The following is a 12,956-nucleotide window of genomic DNA, read 5'->3' as shown; positions in this document are numbered from 1 at the left end:
CCGCCTTGCGGTGTCGGGACCTTGTGAGACGAGCGTGCGTTCGGCCGTGCCATCGCATAACGCACGAGGAATGGATGAAGCCACACGATCAGGAGTGCGGTCAGCGCGGCAGACGCGGCGACAACGATCAGGGCGACCAAGGTCCCGTGCCGGAACGGCTCAAGCAGAGTCGTCATCACATCATGCCGTCAAAGCGGTTCGCCGGCGCGACAGGTTCGAAAGTGGAGTTAAGAATGGTCGCCGCTGGTGCCGAGGTGTGGATCAAGCGACGCCGATGCGCAAGAGATCGTGCAGATGCACCACCCCGATCGGGCGGTTGCCTTCGACCACGAACATCGCGGTGATCTTCGCCGAATTGAGCGCCTCGATCACTTCGCTGACAAGTTGGTCCGGATTGCAGGTCTTCGGGCCGCGCGTCATCACTTCGTCAACGGTCTGCTCGGTCAGTCCGGGGCGCATATGCCTTCGCAGATCGCCGTCGGTGATGATTCCGCACAATTGGCCATGGGCATCGACGATGCCGATGCAGCCGACGCCTTTCGCGGACATTTCCACCACGGCGTCGGCCATGCGCGAACCGGTAGCGGCGATCGGAAGGCCGTCGCCGGTGCGCATCACGTCGCGTGCGAATTTGAGGAGCGCACCAAGCCGTCCGCCCGGATGCAGCACATGGAATTGCTGCGCCGAGAAGCCGCGGCTGTCGAGCAGCGCGATCGCGAGTGCGTCGCCGAGAGCAAGTTGCATGACCGATGAGGTGGTCGGCGCAAGGTTATGCGGGCAGGCTTCGCGCGCCTGCGGCAATGCGAGCACGACATCGGCGGCGCGGCCAAGCGTCGAATTGGCGTCCGAGGTCATCCCGATCAGGCTGATATTCCGACGCTTGGCGTAATCGATGATGTTCTTGAGTTCGGCGGTTTCGCCGGACCACGACAAGGCAAGGACGACGTCTTCATCCTGGATCATGCCGAGGTCGCCGTGGCTGGCTTCGCTCGGGTGCACGAAAAAGGCCGGCGTTCCGGTCGAGGCGAAAGTGGCCGCGAGCTTGCGGGCGACATGGCCGGATTTGCCCATGCCGGTCACAATGAGGCGCCCGCGCGCCGAGTCGTCTTTCTGCGAGGCGCGGATCAGGTCGATCGCGCCATTGAGCGCGCGGCCGAGCCCGTCCCGCAAAGCGGCCGCCAGCGCCTTGATGCCCTCCGCCTCGGCCTCGAGCGTCCGCACGGCCGAATCGATCATGCGCGCGCGGAAAAGCGCGTCGTCGTCGGCAATTTTCGGTCTGGCTTCAATCATCGGAAATCCGGTCCGCAGGACATGGGGTCCGATGGTATACGAAATCCCGGCGCCGATTAAAATTGACGAAAGCGGCCTTATTTGGCGATACCCACACAGGGGGCGCCGAGGGCAGGGGCGGGCCGGCCCCGCCGCCGTAGGGCCTTGCGTCAGTCGAATTGCGCGGGAAAATGTGACGTGGCGCTGGTTCAACGTATAGACGCATGGCGAAACGCCTCGGACGAGCGGCTCGAAAAATTGCGGCGGGTGGCCGATTTTCTGGTGGTGGGTATCGCCGCTGCGCTGCCCTGGTCGACCTCGGTGCTGTCGATCCTGCTCGCGGCCTGGATTCTCGCGGTGATCCCGACGATCCGGTTCGCGGAACTCAAGGAGACGCTACGGCTCCCGGCTGCCTATCTGCCCGTGGCCATTTTTCTGCTCGCACTGCTCGGCCTGCTCTGGGCGGACGTTGAATGGAAGGAACGGCTGCAAGGGCTGTCGCCTTTCCTGAAACTCGCGGCCGTGCCAGTCCTGATCACGCAGTTCCGTAATTCCACGAACGGGCGTGCTGTCTTCATTGCTTTTCTTGTGTCCTGCTGCGCATTGCTCATCGCCTCGACGCTGACGGCCGTGTTCCCCTCGGAACTCGGCCGCTTCGGAAAGCATCCGGGAATCCTCGTCAAGGACCGGATTTCACAGAGCACCATGTTCCTGATCGCGGCCATGGGCTTCATCTATGTCAGCCTCGACAGCTTCCGGCGCTCGGATCATCGCTGGTTCGTCGGCGGCGCGCTCCTGGCCGCCGCATTCCTCGTCAACATCATGTTCGTATCGACCAGCCGCACCATCCTGCTATCGATCCCGATCGTCGGACTGGTCCTTCTGATGTCGATGTTCCGGGAATATCGGTGGCACGCGCTCGTGGTCTCCATCGTCGCCGTCCTGATCGCTTCGGCCCTGATCTGGCAGAGCTCGTCGGCGACGCGGGATCGCGTGCTCGCGATCGCTCACGAGATCAATGCCTATAACGAAGATGACGTCCGCACCTCGTCGGGCGAGCGCATCGAATTCTGGAAAAAGTCCGCGCAATTCGTGACGGAAGCACCGATCATCGGCCATGGCACCGCGTCCACCCGCACGCTGTTCGAGAAAGTCGCGAGCCAGCAGAGCGGTGCCTCCGGCCTCGTCACCTCCAATCCGCACAACCAGATTCTTGCTGCGGCCGTGCAATTCGGGGCGATCGGCGTGCTGCTCCTTCTGGCGATGTGGGCCGCGCATGCCGGCCTGCTGCGGGTTGCCGGCGTCGCGGGCGCTGCGATTGCGATCATATTCACCCAGCATCTGATCGGCTCGCTTTTCAATTCGCATCTGTTCGACTTCACGCATGGCTGGCTTTACGTGGTCGGCATCGGCGTCGCGGCGGGCATGGCGCTGCGCGCCGCGCGCTGAGGCATCCTGCGATGTGTGGCATCGGCGGGCTTGTCGATTTCAGGCGACGCATGCGCGCCGACGACCTGCGCGCCATCGGCGAGCGCATGACGGGCGCCTTACGGCATCGCGGTCCTGACGATGCCGCCCACTGGAGCGACGCCGAGACCGGCATCCTGCTCGCGCATACCCGCCTGTCGATCGTCGATCTCAGCCCGCTCGGCGCGCAGCCGATGCATTCAAGCTGCGGCCGTTTTGTCCTCTCCTACAACGGCGAAATCTACAACGCGGCGGAGCTGCGCGCCGACCTTCAGGCGGCGGGCCGAAAGTTTCGCGGACATTCGGACACCGAAGTGCTGGCGGAAGGATGCGCGGTCTGGGGCGTCAGGGAGACGGTGCGACGGCTCATCGGCATGTTCGCCTTCGCCGTGTGGGATCGGCAGGACAGGTCTCTCTCCCTGGTGCGCGACCGGCTCGGCATCAAGCCGGTCTACTGGAGCCTTGCCGACGGGCGGATGATGTTTGCGTCCGAACTCAAGGCGCTTCGCGGCGTGCCGGGCTTCGACCCCGAGCTCGATCGGCAGTCGCTCGCGGCATTTCTTCGCTACAGCTACGTGCCGGCTCCGCGCAGCATCTTTCGCGGCGTCCACAAGCTGAAGCCGGGCACGATCCTGACGATTTGCGCCGAAGATCGCATTGAGGAAGAGCCCTATTGGTCGCTCGCTGATGTGGCGATGCGGGGCAAGGCCGACCAGAGCGACATGTCCGACGGCGAGGCGATCGACGCGCTGGATACGCTTCTGTCGGATGCCGTCAGCCGCCGCATGATTGCAGACGTGCCGCTCGGCGCGTTCCTGTCGGGCGGCATCGATTCATCGACGGTGGTCGCGCTGATGCGGAAGGCGAGCAGCGGCCCTGTGCGGACATTCTCGATCGGTTTTCAGGAGGCCGATTACGATGAATCGGCGCATGCTGCGGCCGTCGCGCGTCATCTCGGCACGGATCACACCGAGTTTGTCGTTTCTCCAGCGGAGGCGCGGGCCTGCATCACACGGCTGCCGGTGATCTTCGACGAGCCCTTCGCGGATTCCTCGCAAATTCCGACGTATCTCGTGTCCGAACTCACGCGGCGGCATGTCACGGTGGCCCTGTCCGGCGATGGCGGTGACGAATTGTTCGGCGGTTACAACCGATATGGTGCGGGCTATCGCCTGACCGCGACGTTGCGGCATTTGCCGCAGCACCTGCGAGAGAGCATCAGTCGGGCGATCACAGCCGTGCCGCCGTCGCGATGGGATGCGATATTTGGGCTGCTGCCGGCGACGATGCGGCCGCGGCAGCCCGGCTACAAGATGCACAAGCTCGCGGCCGTCCTGCCCGAGGACGAGCAGGGATATTACGAGCGGCTGATTTCGCCGGGCGATGAGGTCTGGACGCTGTTGCGCGATGCCCGTGAGCCGCATCTTGCGCTGGACGCCGTCGATCGCACCGCGTTGCCCGATGCGCGCGACTGGATGCAATTGATGGACACCGCAACCTATCTGCCGGATGACATTCTCACCAAGGTGGACCGCGCCAGCATGGCGGTGGGGCTGGAGGCGCGCGTTCCGCTGCTGGACCACCGCGTCGTGGAATTTGCCTGGCGGCTGCCGCAGCGGTTCAAATTCCGGAACGGCAGCGGCAAATGGCTGCTGCGGCAGGTGCTGTTCCGGTATGCGCCGTCCTCGCTGTTCGAGCGGCCGAAATCCGGGTTCAGCGTCCCGATCGGTGACTGGCTGCGGGGGCCCTTGCGGGAATGGGCCGCCGATCTGCTGGACCCGGCTGCGCTGCAGGCCGAGGGCCTGTTCGATGCGGCGAAGGTCACGGAAAAATGGCAGCTGCATCTTGGCGGCGCCCGGAATCTGGAGCACGGGCTCTGGAACCTGCTGATGTTCGAGGCCTGGCGGCGGGAATTTTCGGAGGCGACACGCCTCGCGGCTCCCGTGCCGGCGTGAGATCGTGCGCTGGTGGCGCCTTTGGTCGCCCCTTCCAAATCGATGACCGGGTCTGTATCTATGCGCCCGATCTCGCGACCGGGACCATCAGGTTTGAGAATGGCTTCAGCTCAAGGCGCCAAGGAGAATGCGACGCGATCCCTGCCAAGGGCGATGGCGCGCAGGGTTCTGGGGCTGATCAAGGATCAGCTCCGCTATCGCCCTTATTTCAATGCGGTCAAAGGGCGTTCGGCCAATGTTGCCGCGCTGATCAACCGCATGAAGGAGGCCTATCAGCCGGTCAATCAGCCGCTCATCCTGATTTCGCAGGTGGAGCGCTCCGGCGGCTCGATGCTGGCGCAGCTGTTCGACGGTCATCCCGATGTGCTGGCGCATCCGCACGAGCTCAAGATCGGTTATCCGAACAAGCGGATCTGGCCGCCGCTGGACATCGCCGATGTCGACGAGCAGTTTCGGGTGCTGTTCGAGCTGAACAACGTCGATTTCTTCGAGCGCGGTTACAGCAAGGGCAAGCACAACACCGACCGCATGAACTTCTTTCTCATGCCGCAGTTGCAGCTCGAGCTGTTTCGCGAGGCACTGAAGAAAGGCGTGCGCGCCAATGGGCGGGATGTCCTGAACGCCTATTTCACCTCGTATTTCAACGCCTGGCTCAACATGCGCTCGCGCATCGATCAGGCCCGTTTCGTCAGCGGCTTCGTTCCGATGCTGGCGGTCGAGCCGAACAACATGGACCAGTTCTGGGAGACCTATCCGGACGGTTATCTGATCTCATCGGTCCGCTCCCCGCTCAGCTGGCACCCCTCGTTCGCGCGGCTGAAGAGGGACGCGCCCGATATGACCAAGGTCAGCGCGACGGCGGCGCGATGGAATGCCTCGGTCGAGGCGATGTTCCGTGAACGCGCGCGCAAGCCGGACCGCGTCATCGTTCTGCGCTTCGACGATCTCGTGAAGAAGACCGAGGCGTCGATGCGCCTGATCTGCAGCCGCATCGGACTCGACTTTCATCCCGCACTGGTTACGCCGACATTCAACGGCGAGCCGATCGCTTCCAATTCCGCCTTTGCGCCGACCAAGCCGGGCGTGATGAACGATACGGTCGTGGAGCGGGAATCGCTGTTGAGCGACGAGGAGCGCGACCATCTCACCAAGCACTGCATGCCGCTCTACGAGCGTGCGATGAAGGAGCTGGTCGAGACTGTGTGAGTGGTGCGGACCCTTGCCGCGTTCAGTCCAGGGCGATTTCGGTTGAGGTGGAATCGCATCGCCCATTTCCAGTCATGCCCCGCGAAGGCGGGGCACCAGTATAAACTTGAAGCATTTGTGTTTACTGAATCGCCCGCCTTCGCGGGCGATGACAGCTCGAGAGAGCGGCTGCTTCAGTGAAAACTGAATGTGCCCTAAGGCAGAAGGTTCGCCGCAAACTGCCGGTAATTGATATCGGGTATGGCGTTATAGGGCGGATAGAATCGTCCGTGCCGGGAATAAAGGCCGATCACATAGGTGAAGTCCGTCCGGAAGATGTCGTTGCGGTCAGTTTTCACGAGGCTGTGCCAGGCATAGTCGGTTGACGTGTTCCGCTGCAGATCGCGAACCGAAACCACCTCGCCTTTCTCCGTCAGTCCGATCCAGGCGATGTCGGGATCGACGGCCATCCATCCTTTTTCGGTCAGGACTTCGGTCAAGGCGTGCGATCGCGTTCCGGGCGCGATCAAGGCGCGGATCGGACTTTGCGACTCTGACAGGTCATAGACCGAGATGTGACGCGACGGCAGGCCGACATAGGCGAGGATCTTCTCGATCGCGCGGCTTCGGTCAAAGCACAGCCCATAGCCGAGCTCCAGGAGGTCCTTGGGTTCGCGCTCGCGATCGAAATCGATCGGATCGGTCTTCGGTGCCGTCGCCAGCACCGCCTGCTGCACCTCCGCAATGATCTTCGCCTGCTCCTCGAACGAGCCGCCCACCGCGGCATTGCGCGTCAGGTGTGGCTTGCCCGCTGCCGCCAAAAGCTGCGGAATGGCCCTCACATCGGCCTCGGTGAGTGCTAGGGGGACATTATGCGCGGCGAGGAGCGCCGCGCATGCCGCGATCACCGCTGCCACGAGCGCCCCGAAAACAAGGGCGCGCCGGCGCTTCCGCGGGGCGGACCTCGACGCCTCACCGGTGATGGAATGGCTACTCACCAGACTGACCTTTCATCGGACAGCGTCTTAGCCTATCAGTCAAAACCGGGGGGAAAATTCTGAAAAGGCCACGACCGTCCCTCCTGATCCGGCGAGCGTTCAAGGTCTGCCCCGCCGCAACTGCGTGCCCATGACATCAAGGCCCATACGCGACCTCGTCAAACGCAACCTTGCCGGCTTCCCCGCTCTTACGCATGCCGCGCGGTTTTGTTATGTCGCCCTTCTGAACGCGCGCCTCGAAGCGGGAGCGGCACTGCGCTATGTCGCGGAACGCGCCACGTCCGCCGGCCGCGCCCGCCCCGTTTGGGAGGCTGCATTGCCATTGCAGCCGGTAAGGCGGGTCAGGCTGCCGGTCGAAGCGCGTTTCCTTCAACCCGAATCCTTATTGGCTTTCTGCCGGGACCGCGGCCTCGTCTGCGGAGCGGGCGGCGACGCGCTGTATCTGCCGCCTGCAACCTGGGCGGCGTCTCCACTGCGCGACTTGCAGACGAATTATCCGAAAGGTTGCGGCATCAAGATCAGCCGCGGGTCAGGGGGCGTGGACCAGCCCTACATGACGGGACGGCCCGGGCGGTACATGGCCCGGCGCATGTCGTATCCCCACAGCAAGCAGCTTTTGACATACAACGTCCTGCATGCTGCCGGACTTGCGCCGCGCCTCTACGACCTCGTCGAGGTCGAAACGCCGGATGGCACTTTGCGTGTGTGTTATGTCGTCGAACACGTCACCGCGGCGGCCCTCGAAGAGAACGACTGCACGCGTGTCGTCACCCAGCTGCGCGATCTCGAAACGCAGGGACTGCTGAAGCTGATCAGCGCGGCAGGCTGGTCGGGCGTGGATTTTCAAAAGCCCGATTGCAACGGGAACCTCATCCGTTCGGTCGCGTACCAGCGGCCGCTCTATGTCGACATCCATAATTTCACCTTGCCCGGCCACCAGCTTTATCTTTCGGAAACGTGGCGTGAGGCGGCCACGTTTGCGCCTGAGCCGCCGGTCCTCACGGATGACGCGCGCGCCTTCTACGCGCGCTTGCTGGACAACGAGATCGCACGATCCGCGGAAGCGGCCGCAATGGCCGACGCCAGCCTCCGCTTGCTCGATGAGGCTCATGTGTCGTTGGCCGATCGCGTGGCCGTTCACTGGGGCTGTGTCCATCCGCTGGACAGCGCGGAGGCGTTGCGGCGTGGCGCGCGCTGGCTGCACGCATTCCGGGATAAAGCGGCGTTGCCTTCTGCGGAACGGCTCTTGCTGGCCTTGGGGTGCACCCGGTTCTCTCTGGCTCCGATGCCGGCAGCAGATCGCGACGCGGCCGTCGCATTGCCGCCGTTCCTGTCCGCTATCGGGGGCTCCGACGCGCTGCTCCATTATCGCAGTGGACCTGACGAAACCGGATGGCCGCACGAGGCCCTGGCGCTGCCGTGGAAATACATGCTGTTCGAGCATCCGGCGCAAACCGGCGATTTTCAGGCCCGGCTCGACGCGCTTGCCGCCCGCCTGCCGGTCAGGCTAGTGGGATCGCGGGAAGTGCTCTGCGAGGCTTCACCCGTGGGACATGTGGCGTTGATTGAACGGACGAGCCGATGAGCCGATGCAGTGCGTTGCCCGTGCCGGGACCCGTCGGCGCATGACCTTGCCGGATTTCGCTCGCGATTTCGCAACCATCGACGCCTTTCTGGCGTGGTGGCTGGAGAATCCGGTGCTGCAGGAGCCTCATGCCGGCGTCTTCAACGGCTATTATGCCGGATATCGGGCGAAATTTACCTCCTATGTCCGGCATCATTACCGGGGCCAATCCGAAGAAGTCTGTCAGCTGATTGCTGCGCAAGATCGGCCGGCGCTGCTCGAGATCGGCGGCGGTTGCGGCACGGAAGCCTTGTGGTTCGCGCTGCGCGGCGCGCGCGTGCTCGCGATCGACGTCAATGCCGAGCGGCTCGCCGTGGCGCGGGCGCGCCAGGAGATCGTGGAGCAGGGCATCGGCCGGCGATTGGATCTGGAATTCCGCTTCTGCTCGTTGTTCGACCTTCCGCGCCAGCCGGACTTCGACCTGATCTGGATGGAGCAGGCGTTCCATCACGTCGAGCCACGCGACCGCGTCTATTCAACCATCGCGGCGCTGCTGAAACCCGGCGGCCGGGTCGTGATCTCCGAGGCCAATGGATGGAATCCGCTGCTGCAACTGGTGCTGCTGCGCCGGCGCGGATTTCGAACCGTCGTCGAACGCACGACCGAGGCCGGCGAGCGCATTCTTTACGGCAACGAACGCATCACCGTGCCATCCAGGATGGCGCGTGGTTTTGCCGAGGCGGGGATCACGCAGGATGCGGTCCGCTATTTTCGGGTGTTTCCCAATATCAGCGCCGCCGACCGCCTGATGCCGATCGAGAACTGGATTCCCGGTTCGGCCGCGCCGCTGTTCAGTCACTACAATTTCGTCGGCCGGAAAGCCTGAAACCTGCGCCTTATTGTGCGGGATCGAGCCCCGCGATCCGGGCGGCGCTTTCACCACTCAGGAGACCGCGGTAAAGCCGGTCGTATTTCTCGACGCACGTCTCGATTGAAAAGCGCTGCGTGGCGCTCGCCCGTGCGGCCGCGCCCATGCGCGAACGCCGCTCAGGGTCCGAGGCGAGCGCGAGGATTGCGTCCGCGAGCGCTTGCGGTTGATGCGGGGGGACCACCATTCCGGTTTCGCCGTGCGTGACCGCTTCGGCATTTCCGCCGACATCGGTCACCACCATTGGCAGGCCGGCGGCCAACCCTTCGATCAATGCGTTGGAAAAGCCTTCCTGATGCGAGCACAGAATTCCAAAGTCGGCGGCCTTGAGCAATTGCGGCACGTCGCTGCGCTCTCCCAGGAAATGGATGTTCTCCTTCAGGCCCAGCGCTGATGCCTGCTCGCGAAGCGCCTGTCCGATCCCGTCATCGCGTCCGACGCAAAGGAGCTGCCATGGTTGCGGAAGACGATCCGCGATTTCGCCAAGCGCCGCGATCAGATCGGCATGGCCCTTATAGGCAATGAGATTGGCGACGATGATCATCGTCAATTTCGTCGCCCCCGTGAAGGAAGGGTGCGGCCGCGCATCGGCAATCGCCGAGAGATCGGTACCGTTATAGATCAGGCCCACTTGCTCGGGCGCGCATCCTTCCTGCTGGATCAACTGACGGGCAATCTTCCTTGAGTTCGCAATGACTGCGGTCATGCGGCGGTGCAGCCAGGTTTCGATGCGATGCACCGCGGATCGGCCGCGCTGATACAGATTGAGACTGCGCCGGCTCATCACCTTGACGGGCACGCGAAAGGCGATCGCGAGCGGCGCGCCGAGCATGTAGGCGACCGGTAGAAAGACATGCACGATCTGCGGCCGTGTACGCCGGATCAGCGCCGCGAGCCTGAACCAGGCCATTGCAATGTGGGGCGCATCGGCAGTCCAATTCCGCGATGAGCCGCCGGAAACCTCGCGGCCGATCACCGTCACCCCGGCGGCCTCGACAGCGGCAGCCATTGGACCACGCCGCCACAGGCAAACAATAACCGGATTCCACCCGTAAGCCCGGAGCCGCGGCGCAACGAGCGAGAGGTGCTTCTCCGTGCCCCCGATATCGAGCGACATGGTCAGGAAAATGATGGTGCGGGACTGGTTTTCGCTATCGGCGGGCGGCGTCGCCGGCGACGAGGTGGTGGTCATGCGACATCATAGCGGCAATGTCGAATTCCGGGAAATCTGGTGATCGACAATAGGACCGTTTGTTTACTGCCGCCTGATTAGCGCATTGCTCAGACGAATAGCCGGATTCCCATCACGTAACGCGGGATCACGACCGACAGGATTGCGGCGATGATCGTTGAGATCGCCATCGCGAGGCCTGCTCCCGCGATCCCGTAAAGCGGGATCAACACCGCATTGAACGCGCAGGTGACGCCAAGGATAAGCAGCGTCAGGATGGTTTGCCACGTCGGGTAGCCACCGAGCGACAGGATCAGGCTGAAGCAGAGCGCGGCGCCGGCGGCCGGCAGCGCGAGCATCAGCCAGAGCAGAGGCTCGCGCGCGAGCAGGAATTCCGGGTTGTCCAGAATCAGACGAACCGCAATGGGAAAGCCGAAATAGGCGACGATCGCCCCCAGAGCGAGCAGCGGCGTCAGCGCGATGAAAGTCAGCCGGCTCATACGAAGAATCTCGTCGACTCGTCCGCCTTCGATATTGCGGGCGAGGCGAGGGTTCAGATTGTTGCGGATGACGAAGATCACCTGGATGCCGGCTTCGAAGAGCAGCGCTGCAACGGTGTAAATTCCTGCGGCGCGCGCGTTCATCAGGGCGCCGACCAGCAGGACATCGACGCGCTTGTTGAGTTCGGTCAGCAATCCCGCAGCGAATACGCGCAGTCCAAACGACGCGTGGCGCTTCGCCGCGGGTGCGAGCTGCGCGAGGCCGCCCCGGCAGGGGACCGCCCGGAGCACATAGAGCCCGAGCGGAATGCACAGCGCGAATTCCGCCGCCGAGAGGATGCCGGCGAGCCACGGCCCGGGCGCCCCGATCGCGACCATGATGCCCAGCGCGATCAGGATCAACACAAATCGGGCAGCCTGAAACACCGCGAAAGCGCGCATGTGCTGCAGCCCGTTGACCGCGCCGAGCAGGTATTTGTTGGCTGCGAATGGCAACAGGCCGGGCGCTGCGATGAGCCATGCTGTTTTGAGGTCCGGCACGCCGGGAAAGAAGTGGGTCAGGACGTCCGTTCCGAGAATCGAGAGCGATGTGACAAGGCTGGCGATGACGACGCACAACGCGAGCCCGCCATAGATCACCGCGGCCAATTGCTCCGGATTGTTTTCGCCGGCCTTCGCAATTCCGTGGAGGACGGACAATTGCAGGCCGAAGGATGCGATCTGCGAGATGCAGATCAGAAGGGTGAATGCGATATTGAATGTGCCGAGATCCGCGGGGCCGTAGAGGCGCCCGATCGCGATGTTGAGCGCGACACCAAGGACGGCAAGAAACAAAAGCGCAGCTATGTTCCAGACAACGCCCGTAAGGAAATCTGTGCGCATGTCGCGGCTAGACGCTCTCTGAAGCCGGCGGCTTCGCGTGCGATGGTGTGCCGTGCTCGATTTGCCCGGCTGGTTTAGAGAGCAGCCAAGACACCGGCCTGTCGAGATCGATACGCCGCCACAGGTCGGCGACCAGCCAGAGCCAGACCGGCGCGAGATGCGCGAGGAACCGGTTGAAGGTGTCGCCAAAGCCCAGCCTGTAGGGGTCCCTGCCGACGGCCAGAAGCATCATGAGAGCGAGCATGCTCACGATCAGCACAAAGCGCGGATCGCTGGATAGCAGTGGACGCGAACGCGCTCTGGCGAGGCGCCATGCAATGACCAGCGCGCCGACCAGGATCCACCAGGTGAATCCCCAGAAGCCGACCAGGAGGAACGTGTTCGTGAAGATCGCGGCCAGCGATTGGGTGAGCCGTATCGGGGCCACGAGGACCGCCAGACCCATGGCAACGACGGACAGGCCGAGCGTAATTGCCAGGGTCGAGCGATCGAGCCGGGCGATCTGCGCGCTGTAATGCGTGAGCGCGACGTAACCTGCATAGGCCCAGGTGATCGCAATCAGCACGGCAATCGAGAACCGGTTGAGGATGATCAGCCGTATCGAGGTGTCGACCTCCATGGAGGCGACGAAGCCGAGATACAGCGTCACGGCCACCGCGTTACCCAAAGCGAGTGTCAGACGCTCCCGGACGCTGAAATTGTCGTGGCGTATCAGGACGACGAGCAGGATGAGGCTGACGAGCGCAGCCTCCGCGCGGCCGATATCGATGCCAAAGAGCAGGATCAGCAGCGCGAGGACCGAAGCTTTATCCTGATCCGGCTTGCGGTCCTGGGTGATGACCGCAAACATCAATATCATGAAGCCGAGCAGGAGATGGTGGTTGAAATAGACGACGTGGATCATCGCCGACGTCGACGAGAAGATGATGAGGCACCCTAGGACGGCCGCGATCAGCGCGTAACCGATCCTCTGCAGCAGGGCGATAAGGAACAGCAGCTGCGCGATGGCGAACAACGGAATGAAATTCACGAGCTGG

10 protein-coding genes are annotated in these 12,956 nt (G+C 63.3%); 5 read left to right on the top strand and 5 right to left on the bottom strand.

What is annotated here, in order from left to right; all coding sequences use genetic code 11:
* Positions 1 to 261: 261 nt before the first annotated feature.
* Positions 262 to 1,290, bottom strand: coding sequence for a KpsF/GutQ family sugar-phosphate isomerase (locus VN004_RS10350; RefSeq protein ID WP_325609626.1), 1,029 nt, complete (start codon positions 1,288 to 1,290; stop codon positions 262 to 264).
* A 177-nt stretch (positions 1,291 to 1,467) separates the two neighbouring features.
* Between VN004_RS10350 and VN004_RS10345 the strand changes: the two genes are divergently transcribed.
* The 3 genes from VN004_RS10345 to VN004_RS10335 all read left to right on the top strand — a co-directional run bounded on the left by VN004_RS10345 (position 1,468) and on the right by VN004_RS10335 (position 5,897).
* A complete protein-coding gene (locus tag VN004_RS10345) occupies positions 1,468 to 2,718 on the top strand; it encodes an O-antigen ligase family protein (protein WP_325609624.1) in 1,251 nt (416 codons plus the stop codon).
* Positions 2,719 to 2,729: 11 nt separating this feature from the next.
* On the top strand, positions 2,730 to 4,691 hold the full coding sequence (asnB, locus tag VN004_RS10340; protein ID WP_325609622.1) for an asparagine synthase (glutamine-hydrolyzing): 1,962 nt from the start codon (positions 2,730 to 2,732) through the stop codon (positions 4,689 to 4,691).
* Positions 4,692 to 4,790: 99 nt separating this feature from the next.
* On the top strand, positions 4,791 to 5,897 hold the full coding sequence (locus VN004_RS10335; RefSeq protein ID WP_325609620.1) for a sulfotransferase: 1,107 nt from the start codon (positions 4,791 to 4,793) through the stop codon (positions 5,895 to 5,897).
* A 194-nt stretch (positions 5,898 to 6,091) separates the two neighbouring features.
* Here the strand turns inward: VN004_RS10335 and VN004_RS10330 are convergent, their stop codons facing one another.
* Positions 6,092 to 6,874, bottom strand: a complete 783-nt coding sequence (locus VN004_RS10330; RefSeq protein ID WP_325609618.1) for a transglutaminase domain-containing protein — start codon at positions 6,872 to 6,874, stop codon at positions 6,092 to 6,094.
* 316 nt (positions 6,875 to 7,190) lie between these two features.
* Here VN004_RS10330 and VN004_RS10325 point away from each other — a divergent pair, with 316 nt between their 5' ends.
* Both VN004_RS10325 and VN004_RS10320 read left to right on the top strand, forming a co-directional pair.
* Positions 7,191 to 8,459, top strand: coding sequence for a hypothetical protein (locus tag VN004_RS10325; protein ID WP_325609616.1), 1,269 nt, complete (start codon positions 7,191 to 7,193; stop codon positions 8,457 to 8,459).
* 40 nt (positions 8,460 to 8,499) lie between these two features.
* On the top strand, positions 8,500 to 9,324 hold the full coding sequence (locus tag VN004_RS10320; protein WP_325609614.1) for a class I SAM-dependent methyltransferase: 825 nt from the start codon (positions 8,500 to 8,502) through the stop codon (positions 9,322 to 9,324).
* Positions 9,325 to 9,334: 10 nt separating this feature from the next.
* Here the strand turns inward: VN004_RS10320 and VN004_RS10315 are convergent, their stop codons facing one another.
* From VN004_RS10315 to VN004_RS10305, 3 genes are all read right to left on the bottom strand, one after another.
* Positions 9,335 to 10,558, bottom strand: coding sequence for a glycosyltransferase (locus tag VN004_RS10315; RefSeq protein WP_325609612.1), 1,224 nt, complete (start codon positions 10,556 to 10,558; stop codon positions 9,335 to 9,337).
* A gap of 89 nt (positions 10,559 to 10,647) precedes the next feature.
* A complete protein-coding gene (locus VN004_RS10310; protein ID WP_325609610.1) occupies positions 10,648 to 11,919 on the bottom strand; it encodes an oligosaccharide flippase family protein in 1,272 nt (423 codons plus the stop codon).
* 7 nt (positions 11,920 to 11,926) lie between these two features.
* On the bottom strand, positions 11,927 to 12,956 hold a 1,030-nt coding region (locus tag VN004_RS10305; RefSeq protein ID WP_325609608.1), incomplete at its 5' end, for a hypothetical protein.

Source organism: Pseudorhodoplanes sp. (genome assembly GCF_035565855.1).
Lineage (GTDB): Bacteria > Pseudomonadota > Alphaproteobacteria > Rhizobiales > Xanthobacteraceae > Pseudorhodoplanes.
Note: the sequence above shows the minus strand (reverse complement) of the source record. Positions and strands in the feature narration are given on the sequence as shown.

Coding starts and splice junctions, on each gene's coding strand:
- VN004_RS10350 (WP_325609626.1), bottom strand. CDS start 1,290: ATGATTGAAGCCAGACCGAAAATTGCCGACGACGACGCGCTTTTCCGC.
- asnB (WP_325609622.1), top strand. CDS start 2,730: ATGTGTGGCATCGGCGGGCTTGTCGATTTCAGGCGACGCATGCGCGCC.
- VN004_RS10335 (WP_325609620.1), top strand. CDS start 4,791: ATGGCTTCAGCTCAAGGCGCCAAGGAGAATGCGACGCGATCCCTGCCA.
- VN004_RS10320 (WP_325609614.1), top strand. CDS start 8,500: ATGACCTTGCCGGATTTCGCTCGCGATTTCGCAACCATCGACGCCTTT.
- VN004_RS10315 (WP_325609612.1), bottom strand. CDS start 10,558: ATGACCACCACCTCGTCGCCGGCGACGCCGCCCGCCGATAGCGAAAAC.
- VN004_RS10310 (WP_325609610.1), bottom strand. CDS start 11,919: ATGCGCACAGATTTCCTTACGGGCGTTGTCTGGAACATAGCTGCGCTT.